At 61.9% G+C, this 12,265-nt stretch carries 11 protein-coding genes; 3 read left to right on the top strand and 8 right to left on the bottom strand.

Annotated features, from left to right (window positions below; translation table 11 throughout):
- Window positions 1-88: 88 nt before the first annotated feature.
- The gene (locus RS897_RS40535; protein ID WP_315834260.1) at window positions 89-460 is read left to right on the top strand and encodes a hypothetical protein; all 372 of its coding nucleotides are present in this window, start codon (window positions 89-91) and stop codon (window positions 458-460) included.
- A gap of 607 nt (window positions 461-1,067) precedes the next feature.
- Here the strand turns inward: RS897_RS40535 and RS897_RS40530 are convergent.
- Window positions 1,068-2,315, bottom strand: coding sequence for a multidrug effflux MFS transporter (locus tag RS897_RS40530; RefSeq protein ID WP_315834259.1), 1,248 nt, complete (start codon window positions 2,313-2,315; stop codon window positions 1,068-1,070).
- Between the two features lie 188 nt (window positions 2,316-2,503).
- On the opposite strand from RS897_RS40530, the gene RS897_RS40525 reads away from it, so the two are divergent.
- Both RS897_RS40525 and RS897_RS40520 read left to right on the top strand, forming a co-directional pair.
- On the top strand, window positions 2,504-3,613 hold the full coding sequence (locus RS897_RS40525) for a DegT/DnrJ/EryC1/StrS family aminotransferase (protein WP_315834258.1): 1,110 nt from the start codon (window positions 2,504-2,506) through the stop codon (window positions 3,611-3,613).
- A gap of 315 nt (window positions 3,614-3,928) precedes the next feature.
- Window positions 3,929-5,335, top strand: a complete 1,407-nt coding sequence (locus RS897_RS40520; RefSeq protein ID WP_315834257.1) for an adenylate/guanylate cyclase domain-containing protein — start codon at window positions 3,929-3,931, stop codon at window positions 5,333-5,335.
- Between the two features lie 123 nt (window positions 5,336-5,458).
- Here RS897_RS40520 and RS897_RS40515 read toward each other — a convergent pair whose 3' ends face one another.
- From RS897_RS40515 to RS897_RS40485, 7 genes are all read right to left on the bottom strand, one after another.
- Window positions 5,459-6,310 carry an alpha/beta fold hydrolase gene (locus RS897_RS40515; protein ID WP_315834256.1) on the bottom strand — a complete coding sequence of 284 codons (852 nt, stop codon included), beginning with the start codon at window positions 6,308-6,310 and terminating at the stop codon, window positions 5,459-5,461.
- Window positions 6,311-6,404: 94 nt separating this feature from the next.
- Window positions 6,405-7,025 carry a TetR/AcrR family transcriptional regulator gene (locus tag RS897_RS40510; protein ID WP_315834255.1) on the bottom strand — a complete coding sequence of 207 codons (621 nt, stop codon included), beginning with the start codon at window positions 7,023-7,025 and terminating at the stop codon, window positions 6,405-6,407.
- Window positions 7,026-7,131: 106 nt separating this feature from the next.
- Window positions 7,132-7,944 carry an SDR family NAD(P)-dependent oxidoreductase gene (locus RS897_RS40505; protein WP_315834254.1) on the bottom strand — a complete coding sequence of 271 codons (813 nt, stop codon included), beginning with the start codon at window positions 7,942-7,944 and terminating at the stop codon, window positions 7,132-7,134.
- Between the two features lie 406 nt (window positions 7,945-8,350).
- Window positions 8,351-8,545, bottom strand: coding sequence for a hypothetical protein (locus RS897_RS40500; protein ID WP_315838908.1), 195 nt, complete (start codon window positions 8,543-8,545; stop codon window positions 8,351-8,353).
- Between the two features lie 210 nt (window positions 8,546-8,755).
- Window positions 8,756-9,190: an MscL family protein gene (locus tag RS897_RS40495; RefSeq protein WP_315834253.1), complete on the bottom strand. Its 435-nt coding sequence runs from the start codon at window positions 9,188-9,190 to the stop codon at window positions 8,756-8,758.
- A gap of 822 nt (window positions 9,191-10,012) precedes the next feature.
- Complete coding sequence (locus RS897_RS40490) at window positions 10,013-10,516, bottom strand: P-loop NTPase family protein (RefSeq protein WP_315834252.1); 504 nt, start codon at window positions 10,514-10,516, stop codon at window positions 10,013-10,015.
- Complete coding sequence (locus RS897_RS40485) at window positions 10,516-12,264, bottom strand: OmpA family protein (RefSeq protein WP_315834251.1); 1,749 nt, start codon at window positions 12,262-12,264, stop codon at window positions 10,516-10,518. Before RS897_RS40485 ends, RS897_RS40490 begins: the two co-directional genes overlap by 1 nt.
- Between the last annotated feature and the right edge of the window lies 1 nt (window position 12,265).

Raw genomic sequence — 12,265 nt, 5'->3', positions numbered from 1 at the left:
GCCCGTTGAGGGTTTCGTGAGGTCCAGACAATATTCGTTGCCGGTGCGGCTGGTTCACGCTTGGAACTGTGCTCAACGGACTCTCGGCATGAAGAATCTTGTCAAATTGGGTCTCATCCTGTTTTGCGCGGCAGTTGCGACAGCCTCGCTTCTGGGCTTCGCGCTGCGTGGAATCCTGAAAAAGGACATCAGCCAAATTCTGGAAAAAATGGACTCGGAAACCGGGTTGTACGTTGTTCTTATCTTCATTCTGTTTGAGTTTTATTGCCTCATCAACGACTCCCTGGCCGGTCTCTCGAGAAAATATAATCTGAATTTCGTGTTCGTTTTCTCCGAAATCAGATTTGCGGCTGAAGCGGATCCCACCAACACGCCTTTCTCGCTCAGAACAAAGCTGTTGATGTATCCGCTGACGATTTCAATCTGTTTAGTGCCGTTTATTGTTCTGATGGCGCGATGACAAGAGCTGACGAGGTAATAGAGCTGAGCATGAGACGGCTGTGGGTGCAGATGCTTGTCGGGCGGCGATTGCGCTTCGCGCCACGGTTGCGCTTCGGGTTGGCGTGGCATGGCTGTTCGGTGCCCCTCCATACCTGACGTTGATGAGACTGATCCACAACGACATTCCACGACAGGCCATTCCGGTGCAGTTGGTCGAGGGAGAGTCGGTCACATTTCGGTCCCGCATCATCCTGAACCGGACTATCACCTGAACCTATAGGCCTACTTCGATAACCTGGCGCAGCGGGATGTCATTGATAATCTGATGGGAGGACCTCAGCGGCAGCCAAGCGACTTAGCGCAGTCGCCCGGCAAATTGACCGCCATGGTTCGTATCGTCGTCCGGGATCAGAAGCGTCAAGTCGTTCATGATCGGACTGTTCGATCGGACGGTCGCTCCAAGTGGGCTGTGTTCTATGTCGGTCGCACGCTTGACCATATTGCTCTGGATGGGGCTTGTACGACATCAGCGTCACGCCTCTGGACGATGTATCCCGACTCAAGCTGTTCCGAAGCGAATTGGAGCTGTCCTATCTCGCCAGTAGGGCGATGTATGCAGCCGCCACTCAGCCCGCCTTGTGATGCGGCACGAACAGCCGGCCTTTTTCCACCACCGTCACGACTGCGAGTGCACTCAGCGTGCAGAGGAAAAATCCGGTGGTGAACGGCACCAGCGTGCCGTCATAGCTCTGGCCGATGATGGCGCCGAGGCTGATGCCGAGCAGGGTGGTGATCGAGCCGTAGAGCGAGGAGGCGGTGCCGGCGATGTGGCCCTGCGGCTCCATCGCGAGCGCCGTGAAATTCGCGAACGACAGGCCGAAGGCGAACATCATCAGCGTCGACAGTGCCAGGAACAGCGGGAAGTTCAGCATCCCGAGATGTTCCGCGCCCAGCATGGTCCCGGCCACCACCACAAAGCCGATCAGCGCGCTGTGCGACATCACCCGCATGCCGAGACGGCCGACCAGGCGCGCGTTGACAAAGCCGGCGATGGCGACACCGATGGCGGCGGCCGCAAACGCCAGCGGGAAATAATGTCCGAGCTTGTAGATCCCGGTTAACACCTGCTGCGAGCAGAATACGAAAGCGAACAGGGAACCCTGCACGCCGCCGGCGGCCAGCGCGTAGCCGAGTGTCTGGCGGTTGGTCACGGTCTGGCGAAACGCATCGAGCACCTGCGGGATGGCCAGCGACTTGCGCGCCGTCACGGGCAGCGTTTCCGGCACCCGCAGCGCGCTCCAGGTCAGCACGCCCACGCCATACAGCATCAGCACAATGAAGATGCCGCGCCATTGCGCCCACAGCATCACCAGTTGTCCGAGCGACGGCGCCAGCACCGGCACCGCGATGAAGATCATCATGGTCAGCGACATCACGCCGGCCATGCGGCGGCCGGCATAACAATCGCGCACCATCGAGGTCGCGATCACGCGGGTGGCGGAGGTGGAAAGGCCCTGCAGCGCGCGCGCCAGCAGCAGCGTTTCGAAGGAGGGTGCGGCGATCGCCAGCAGGCTCGCGACGCAGTACACCACCATGCCGCCGATCAGCACCGGGCGGCGGCCGAAACGATCGGACACCGGGCCCATGATCAGCTGTCCGGCACCGAAGCCGGCCAGGAACACGGCCAGCACCGCCTGCAGGCGGTTGCCGTCGGTGATGCGCAGGGTTGCACCAATATTGGGCAGCGCTGGCAGCATCATGTCCATCGCCAGCGGATTGAGCGCCATGATGGCCGCGATGATCATCACGAATTCGGCAAAGCCCATCGGGCGGTGGACCGTCGAGACGACGGCATTGGCATTCAATTCGGACACGCAGGGCACCTTGCCGGAGAAGCCCTCCACTTAAGTCCACATGTTGCGTTGCACAACCCACGTTCCGGCATGGCATCCATGGGGGATGCGGCGGAGGTGGGGCGGCTGGACTGGCGATGCCGGCTTGCGTCCTGCCGTGAGTTTTGGCATGCGGGCGGCTGGCCCGTTTCACCCATCAGAGAGACATCGTGAAAGTCCCGTTCATCGACATCCTGCGTTATGAAGCCGGTTTCTACGACGCCGTGGTGGCCAAAGCCGCCGAGCTGATCAGGAACGGCCATTTTGCCGGCGGCCCCGCCATCGGCCAGTTCGAACAGGCGATCAAGGATCGGACACAATCGGCGCACGCACTCGGCTGCGCCAACGGCACCGACGCGATCCAGCTGGCGCTGCGCGCCGCCGGCGTCAACAAGGACGACAAGGTCCTGATCCCGGATATGACGTTCTGGGCGACATTCGAAGCCGTCGTGAATGTGGGGGCCGTTCCCTGCACCCTCGATGTCTCCCGGGAGACCCTGCATCTCACGGCAGATACCGTGAAGCGCGGCATCGAAACATTCCGGCCGAAGGCGGTTCTGCTGGTCCACCTCTATGGCTGGGCCTGTCCCGAAACCGTCGCCATCCGCAAGCTCTGCACTGAGAGCGGCGTCACGCTGGTCGAGGATTGCGCCCAGGCCATCGACACCCTGATCGATGGACAAAGCCTGATCGGCACGGCGACTGTCGCCACCACCAGTTTCTATCCGGCCAAGGTGCTGGGCGCGAGCGGGGATGCCGGCGGCGTTTTCTTCCGGGATGCCAAGGTGGCCGAAGCCTGTCGCACCCTGATCAATCACGGCCGCATCAGTCATTACGAGCACGGTTTGGTCGGCTGGAACTCGCGTCTCGGCGCCTACGAAGCAAGCTTCATGCTCGAAGCGCTGAAGCATCTCGATGCGCGCGTCGACAGCCGTCGCGGCGTCTGCGCGCAGTATCGCGAGCGGATCACACATCCGGCGCTCACATTCATCGGCCCGGCCGCGAACGTCCGCGAGAACGGCTATCTCTCGGTCGCGGTGATGCAGCCGTCGACCCGGCCGCCTTTCATAGAGTTTCTGAAGTCGAAGAACATCGGTTACGGCTCGGTCTACCCCGGCGCCATGAGCGATCAGCCGGGCGCGACTGGCTATATCGGCGGCAAGATCTCCGATGGGAATGCCACCTGGATCGCGAACTCCGTGATCAATCTTCCCTGTTTCGCCTACATGATCCAGGATGAAGTGGATTACGTTGTGGAGGCTGTCAACGCGTACAAGTGATTGCGGCTGCCGGGGGGCGGGCAACAGGCAATGAACGGACAGGCGATCTCCGACGAGAAGGGGTTTGCGCTGTGGTCGCCGGTGCCGGTGCAGATTCTGAAGGGACTGAGATAGTTGCGCAAGGACATCCGAAGCCAAAAGGCATCCGCGATTAAATCGCGTCGCCGGGCTCGCAATCTGCGCAATCGTCTCTATGTCCAAGAACGGACATCAAGATTCTGGATGTGAGAACGGTTACGGAGCACGAGAGCGTTTTCGCGTCGAAACAGCTCGGCAAAGTTTCCGGTTTTTCCTCTTTACGTGTAGCATCGCCGCATGAGCGTATCAGACAGTTTGTTTGGGGCCTTGCGTCAGTCAGCCGACGCTGGCGTGGTGGATCTGCTTGAGCGCATGGTGCGGGAGGCTCCGGATCATGCCCTGAATAAAATCAACGCCCTCGATATCGCCGCGCGGCACGGCCTCGACGAGGAGCGCGTCATCGCGGCCCTGCTCAATGCGGTGGGGCTCGGCCTCTTCGAGATGACATGGAATGTCATGTGTCCGAGTTGCGCCGGTGTGATTTCAGCCAACAAAAGCCTGAAAACCCTGGATCGGGCGCAGTACACCTGTGCTTTTTGTGCCGCGGGTTATGAGACCAGCCTCGACAATCTGGTCGAGGTAACCTTCGCGGTCAGTCCGCGTGTGCGCAAGATCGCGGCGCACAGCCCCGACGAATTGTCGGCGGCCGACTATTATCAGCAGATCTTCTGGAGTTCGGCGATCGATCTTCCGGCCGATCTGGAGAAGCTGCTGCGGGAGGTTACGCTGGAGACCGTCGACCTGCCGCCGGGCGAACGGGCCATTCTGTCCTTGCAGATACCGCAAGGCACGGTGATCGTGTTCGATCCCGTGACCCATACGGCCCAGTTCCTCGAGATCAGCGGCGAGGAGACAAGCGAGCGGCAGAGCCTGTCCGTTGTCTTCAACAAGCTGCAGGTCCCGGTCGAGACCATTGCCCTGCGTCCCGGGCCGCTGCGTCTGGCCTTGGAAAACCGCACCGACAGCCGGGTGCTGCCGGCTGTCTGGGTGGCGAACCAGGCGCTGGATGATCTTTTGAAGCAACGCAAACCCATTCTCAATGCCAGGCGCCTGCTCACCAATCAGACTTTCCGCGACATCTACCGCACCGATACGCTGGCCATCGGCCAGCGCCTCAAGATCCTGAGCCTGACCTTCCTGTTCAGCGATCTGAAGGATTCCACCGGGCTCTATGACCGGGTCGGCGATCTCGTCGCCTTCGATCTGGTCAACGAGCATTTCAGGCTGCTGCAGGACATCATCGCCTCCGAACGCGGCGCCGTGGTGAAGACCATTGGTGACGCCGTGATGGCAACCTTCGAGACGCCGGACCGCGCCATTGCGGCTGCGATCCGCATGCGCGAGGCGATGAGCGATCTCGGCGCCGAGCGCCAGCATCAGAGCCTGCGCCTGAAAATGGGCATCCATGAAGGATCATGCCTCGCGGTCACGCTCAATGAACAGCAGGACTATTTCGGCCAGACCGTCAACATCGCCTCGCGGGTCCAGGGCCTTGCCGATTCACGCTCGATCGTGGTGACGGAGTCGGTGGTGGAGAACGCCCAGGCGAGGGGCCTGCTTGAGGCGAGCGGACTGACACCCACAGTCAGGCGGGTCGCCTTGAGCGGAATCGCCGGCGAGGTGTCGGTCTACGAGATTCCCTGAGGAGCCGTGATCGGTCCGCTGGCTGATCTGGATCAGGCCGGACAGCACCACGGCCGCCGGCCTCTTATTGCGCTTCTGCCGAGCGCGGCGATCGCGACACGGCAGTGCCGATCCTTCCAAGCATTATGACGCGAAAAACTTGTGAAGTGCTGCGGTTGTTTCCGCTGGCCGTTCCTCGACGAGCCAATGACCGCACTCCGGAATGCTGCCACCTGAGACATTGGTGGCGAATTCCTGCAGCATGGCGACGATCCTCGGTCCCCACCTGTGGTCTCCTCCCAGTGCGAGGACCGGTATCGTCAAGGGATTCCGCTTCCAGCCGAGAGCGTTGGCGTGGTCCGTCGGGAAGGCACGATACCACTCCAGGCCACCGCGGGTGTTGCCGGGTTGAGCGAGGGCGCGCGCATAGACTTCCACTTCCTCGATCGAAAACGCATCATGGTTGAATATGCGTTCAAAGAAGAAGCTGGAGACGTAATCATGCTCGCGACCATGGATGAGTCGCTCGGGCAGGTCGCGCTTCATATGGAACGCGAAATGCCAGACCTTCGGGTCAACGAAAGTGGCCTCCCACCCGCTCCAGCCCGGCATCGGCACATCCAGGATCGCAACGCGCGTCACGGCCTCGCGGTGCGTGAAGGCCAGGGCCAGGGCGACCATCCCTCCGATATCATGGCCGCAGACGGCGTAATGCGTAAAGCCGAGTGCTCCCATCGCGCCGTGCACGTCTTCGGCAAGGCTTGCCTTGTCATAGCCACCCTGCGGGCAGTCGGAATGTCCTGCTCCGCGCAAATCGAGGGCGACCACGGTATGTCGTTCGGCGAGCGCCGGCATGATCTTGCGCCATTCCCACCACGTCTGCGGAAAGCCATGGAGGAGAACGAGTGGCGGCCCATTGCCACCGACGACAGCATGGATGTTGACGTCGCCTGCGCGCAGCACCTGGTGACGGAAGCCGTCTAGCTGAGTACTCATTGTGGGTCCTTTCGTTGAATTGAACGGAGAAATTAGATTTGAAGACCGGATGGTCTATATATCGACGCGCCAAACGATGTTCTGTCCATGCGATCTACCTTGCGAAACGGTCGATGAGGATCTGGACGACGGCTTGCGAGAGGCTCCGGTCCGGGCTTGTCTTGTTGACGACGCGCATGCCTTCGATGAGACAGACAAGCAAACGGGCGACGGTCGCGGGTTCGACGCCATCGACCAAGTCCCCCTCGGCCTGTACGCGCGTCAGTGCCGCGGTCAGCCGGGTCTCCATCGCCTTGAAGAAGCGCCGGATACGCTGTTCGACCTCGATGTCATGGCTGGCCAGCTCCATGGCGGTTGCCACCACCAGGCATCCGCGCTTGCCACTGGCTCCACCGGCGCGCTCGACATACCCGGCAAGGCAGGCCCGAAGACTCGCCAAAGCATTCTTGGAGGCATTCTTGGAGGCATTCTTTCGCGGATCAAGTTCGCTATCGAGGCGCGTCAACGCGTCGTCGATATAACGGTCCAGGGCGAGCAAAAAGAGGCCGTGCTTGTCGCCAAAGGCTGCGTAGAGGCTGCCCCGCGAGAGATTGGTCGCTTCGAGCAGATCCGGCAGCGATGTGCCGTGATAGCCGGACGACCAGAAAACACCCATGGCCCGCTCGATGGCTGCGTCTGTATCGAACTCGCGGGGGCGGCCGCGCGCAACCCGCAATGGGATTTCTCGTGCCATGCTGGATATCTAGACTGATCGGTCGTAAAAGGCAAGCTCGCTTTATTGTTGGGTGCTTATCGCTTTGGGCGCAACGCTAAGCGCCCGCTCATGCCGGCCACAATTGCCCGCCGCCATCAACGCGCAGCACCTGTCCCGAGACGAACGCGCCCATCGGGCCTGCGAACAATTCCACCAGCCGCGCCACTTCGTCCACCGTGGCGATGCGGTCCAGCGTGCCGGCTTCGGCCAGCTTCGCCGGATCCACCGCGCGCGTATTCACAAAACGTTCGGTGCGGGTGTCGCCTGGCGCGATGGTGTTCACGGTCACATCATAAGGCCGCATCTGGTCGGCGAGACAGCGGGTGAAATGCATGGCGCCGGCTTTTGCGGTCGCATAGATCGAGGCGTTGGTGCGGCCCTTGAAGGCCGCGACCGAGCCGATGGTGACGATGCGGCCGCGCCGCCGTTCCATCATGCCGCGCGCCACCTGCTGGCACACGAAGATCGTGCTCAGCAGATTGCGGTCGATCACCGCGCGCACGTCCTCCGCCTTGATGTTCACCACGTCATTGGGATCGGGCTTGCCGCCTTTGGCCGCGATGTCGCCGCCGGCATTGTGGATGAGGATATCGATCGCGCCGAGCTCCGCTTCGGCGTTCCGCACCGTCCGTTCGATATCGCCGATGTCGGTCATGTCGCCCAGCAGTTTCACGGTGCGGACTTTGTGGGTGTCGGCAATCGCGCGGGCGACGTCGGTCAGTGTCTGCGTTCCGCCGAATTCGGACGGGCCATGTTCGCGCATGCCATGAACGGCGATGTGGCAGCCCAGCGCGGCCAGCCGTTCGGCGAACGCGCGCCCAAGGCCGCGGCCTGCTCCGGTGACAAGGGCAACCTGGCCTTCCAGCATGCGTGAGGACATCGTTGTTTCCATCCTGTGTTTGTTGATTGCGGCGTCGTGTTCGGTCGCGGGTGGGCGTCAACCCGACCGCCATGGTTTGCGCCGGGCACATCGGGACGACCGTGGTGTCGTGTCCGGATAATAGGTCTTGAAGCCGACGGCGGCGAGGGCATTGACCGGGTGGCTGCGGCCGCCTGGTCGCTGCACCGCTGAAGCCGGGCATATATCGTTTCGGCGGCACCGGGCAACGGCGTTTCGGCAAGCTGATCCATTTCGGCAAAGAAAACGCCCGTGGGGAGCGGGCGTTTTCTCAATGCCGTCACTCATGGGGAAAGTGACGCGTCGCTTGGCGGCATTGGTCAAGTCGTCCGATCAGTCATTGTCGACCGATATCCGCGGAGCGGCCAAGCGAATTCCCTTGCTTTGGTTATCGCACGACCAGATTTGTGCTGTCGGTCAGCACCACCGGCTTGCCGGCCCTGATCACGTGTGCCTGCACGTTGTCGTCGCTGCTGACGTGGGATGCGATCCCGACACCGGCAATCGCCGTGGCGGCAACCAGCGCAACGAGCACAATCTTCAAATGTGTCATGCGATCCGCACTGTAGAAGGAGTGGTTCACAAAGGCCTCCTGCTTGCACCCATGACGACGTTTTTCTTGACGGCACCGTCCCGCGGTGTGTGATCTCGTCTGTTCGAGATACGTCCCGACAATAGGCTGGCCGCCATGCGGGTTGAAGATGACTTTGGTCACTTTCGACGCCGCCGCGGGCCGGGCCGGGAAACACCGAGCGATCGGAAAGCCGAAATGGAATCGAGCCGGGGAGCAGCGCTATTTTCTTGAACCCGCGGACTCCACTGGCGCGGTCGCGGGACGGGTGGGCGTGGCCGGCTCCCACGGTGCCGGCAGGATGACCCTCGCCGGCGCAGGGAGAACGGTTCGCTGCACAGGTGCGTCCTGTGGCCGGCGCTCGTCGGCAGGATTGTCCGCTCGCGCGGTGGTCCCATGGAGGCCCATTGTCCAAATGGCGGCCGCCAGAACTGCCGCGATGGGCGTGATCGCGCGATGGAGCAGTTCCTGCCGCCTGGTCGGCTTCGGCGGTTCCGCCGCAGCCGGGGGCGCCTCGTGCTTGAGCGTGTTGAGCGAGCGACCCACGAACAGGTGGATGAACGCGGCGACAACAGCATTCAGCGCGAGGGTGAGGATGGCGCCGAAGACCGTGCCGATCATGATGCCAACGGCGATATCAGCGACGTGACCCTTCATTGCAGTGCATGTCCCTCGACATCGAACGTTTCGTCGTCACCCGTGCCTTGCAGGCGCCGGAGGAGGGCCGGCCTGCTTGCGGGCGCTGAAGGTCCGGCGATCTTGCTCAAGGTGCGACGCCGTGTCCGACGATGGGCCTGTTGCCATGAGAGCGGAAGATGACTTTCGTCACTTCCGGGAAGCCCGAGCGATGTGATCTACATTGGGTGAAGGAAGCTGATCAGCAGGACGGGCTTCCGCACGTCACGGCATAGATTCAGAATTCGCTCATGTCATCCCCAGCAACACGTCCACCAGCATCGAGGCCGGAAAGCTTGCGGCATCGGTCCATGCTGAGACGTTTTCGCCGCCCTCCCCAGAGCGGTGGAGTCAGCCGCCCCGGCATCCACCGCCCCCCGCGCGCCGGGGCGGCTGATCAACATGGCGTCCTCGTCCCGATGGTGAGCCTGTCCGAAGTTTCAGCCGGAAAATGGCTGCCCGATGATCTGTGACTGAACGTGCAGGTCTTATGTGAGTGGGTTTGCAATGCCGAGGGGGATTCTGGTTTGGTGCCTGTGCTGCCTGCAATTCCTTGCCTATCTTCAGCTCGGCATCGACTCCTGGGCGCTATGCGTCTTTCTGGTTCTTTGTTGGGCCGGGATATTTGCGGATTAGAGCGTTTTCGAGCGACGTGGATACCGGTTCCCCCGCGACAAACGCGAAGCGTTTGTGCGGAGAAAACGCGTCAAACAAGAATCTAGTACCCGGAATCATAGCCAAGTGACACGAGCAAACACTGTACGTGCCCACCGATTCTGAATCACGTTTGATCAAAAGTGGGTACTAGAGCCGTCGACGGCGAATGGTTTCCGCGAGCTCCGCAAAGCTCTCCGCAATCCCGCTACTGGTCTTCGCGCTCACGAACTTGACGTTCGATCGCGGGAGCTCCCCGATGCGCGCGGTGCTTCCTGCAGCCTCCGGAAGATCGATCTTGTTGACCAGAGCCCTGTAGGGCCGTCCCGGAAATCGTGTCTCGAAGCCGTGAATCAATTCGATCATGCGCGTGACCGTTTGCGGCCGCGTGACATCCGAGACGACGATCGCGGCCGAGGCGCCGGTCACGTAGACGGTGTCGAAGATCTGCGTTCCAAAATCGCCGTCCGTATCCCACAGTACAAGGCGCATCGGCTCGCCGTCCGCTGATGCGGGAGAGACGTCATAGCTGAGAAGTTCGACGCCCAACGTTGTCTTGTATTGCCCCTCGAAACGATTGTACACGAGGCGGTACATGATCGATGTCTTGCCGACACCCATGTCGCCGAGCAGCATGACCTTGGCGGTAAGCATCAGCGCGGCACTTCCGCTTGAAACACGTTTTCGAAAGTCACCCGGCGGTTTCCACCAATCGCGCCAGTCTTCTCGGTGAGCGGCATCGATGCCGAGCGCGAAACGGGAAACAGCCGCGACGGCTCGATCCCGAGAGCCGTCAGTCTCCGCGCCACCTGTTCCGTTCTCTTGCGGGCAAGGATCTTGTTGCCGGATTCCGATCCGCTCTCGTCCGCATGGCCGACGATTCGAACTCTCAGATCGTTGGTCGCGAGCAGCCCTGCCAGCTCCCGGATCTGCTGCTCGGCCTGTCCGTTATCGAGAAATTCGTCACCATTGCCGAAAAAGATCGCCGTCGTGGCCATGAAGCGGTCGAGCCGTTGGGCAGGACCGTCGACGGCGGACTGCAATCGGGCGAATTGCTCGCTCAGTCTGGCATATTGCTCGCTCAGCTCGACATATTGCTGGCTCAGCCCGGCGTATTGCTGGTTTCGGCGTTTCGAGTCCTCGGCCGTCGCGCCGCGCGTCTCATCGATGCTGGCTTGCGCGCGGGCAACAGACTGCTGCAGGGCCGCGACACCGGCATGCAGTGCTGTCGACTGGTCCAGTCCGGGCACGATGCCGATCCGATCGATGATCCGGTACGGCGCCGCCGCCTCAGTCAGCGCGCCGATCACCGGAGCGATCTCCACCTGGCTGGGCTCGATGCCGGAGACCGAGAGGCTTCGATTGCGATGATCGAAGTCCAGCCGTAGCGGAAACGACGCCAGCAGCGGCTGCTTCCCGACAAGCTGCTGCAGCGCCGCATCCGTCCGCCGCTCCAGCATGGTCCGGGTCACGAACAGTCCGGCCAGCCAGGCCAGCGCGACAGCGCCGAGAGCGAGCAGGCTGAACAGAATGATTCTTCCTCGCCGGCTCGTCGTCTTGTGCGGGAGGGGAGCGGTTTCGATGGACGCCGCCAGCGCGGCGAGCATCGCGGCATCGCAGCTCGTGCCGCGGTCCAGTCGCTCGATCGTATCGAAGAAAAGTGAATTGATCCGGGCGTCGTCGGCGGCGCGAAGCGATCCGATGCATTCCGCCGCGAGGATGAACCGCGGCGATTCGCGAAGCACGATTTGCCTTCCGCCGAAGTCGAGCGTTCGCAGCGTGCCTTCTCCGGCGAGCGCCTGAACGGAAAATTCCAGAATTGCCGCGACCATTGCGCTGAGCAGGTCGGCACGCTCGTCGGCGGTCTCCTCGCGCTTCCAGTCGGCGATCAGGCGCCCGCTGCCGCGCTCGACGATCAGCAGCCGGTTGACCCGCGGCGGGTTGCCGTTGGCCAGGACGAACTCGCTGATCGGGCGGCCGGTGACCAGCGACTTGATGCGGCCGATCCACAGCTCCGCGGACGTCAGGGCGTTGACGCGCTGTTCCAGAAACGCAACGAGTTCCTTGAAGGTATTGGCCACCGCGGCGCTGACCAGCCGCCCGATGATCGGGTAGAGGGCATCGACCATCAGATCGCGCGAATTCCTGATCTCGCTCCTGATCGCCGAAACCACGGAAGGGGCGATGGCATTGGCGAGTTCGCGTGGCCGGTTGACTTCCGCTTGCTCCAGCGCGGCGATCAATATGCTTGCCGTTGCCGTCTCGAGGCGGTCGGCGTTGCCCACATACTGCTGAAGCGAAGCGAGATCGGTTTCCAGCGTCTGCAGACGCGCCGCTTCCGGTTGAAACAGCAATGTCTTGAGTTGCTCGATCTCGCGGTTCTGGCCGACAGCAGCGCCCATG

This window comes from Bradyrhizobium prioriisuperbiae (genome assembly GCF_032397745.1).
GTDB classification, from domain to species: Bacteria; Pseudomonadota; Alphaproteobacteria; order Rhizobiales; family Xanthobacteraceae; genus Bradyrhizobium_A; species Bradyrhizobium_A prioriisuperbiae.
This window is presented reverse-complemented; position numbering and strand designations above follow the sequence as displayed.

What these genes read in the sequence shown, in the direction of transcription:
- RS897_RS40535 (WP_315834260.1), top strand. Translation starts at nt 89, where the DNA reads ATGAAGAATCTTGTCAAATTGGGTCTCATCCTGTTTTGCGCGGCAGTT.
- RS897_RS40520 (WP_315834257.1), top strand. Translation starts at nt 3,929, where the DNA reads ATGAGCGTATCAGACAGTTTGTTTGGGGCCTTGCGTCAGTCAGCCGAC.
- RS897_RS40515 (WP_315834256.1), bottom strand. Translation starts at nt 6,310, where the DNA reads ATGAGTACTCAGCTAGACGGCTTCCGTCACCAGGTGCTGCGCGCAGGC.
- RS897_RS40505 (WP_315834254.1), bottom strand. Translation starts at nt 7,944, where the DNA reads ATGTCCTCACGCATGCTGGAAGGCCAGGTTGCCCTTGTCACCGGAGCA.
- RS897_RS40495 (WP_315834253.1), bottom strand. Translation starts at nt 9,190, where the DNA reads ATGAAGGGTCACGTCGCTGATATCGCCGTTGGCATCATGATCGGCACG.
- RS897_RS40490 (WP_315834252.1), bottom strand. Translation starts at nt 10,516, where the DNA reads ATGCTTACCGCCAAGGTCATGCTGCTCGGCGACATGGGTGTCGGCAAG.
- RS897_RS40485 (WP_315834251.1), bottom strand. Translation starts at nt 12,264, where the DNA reads ATGGGCGCTGCTGTCGGCCAGAACCGCGAGATCGAGCAACTCAAGACA.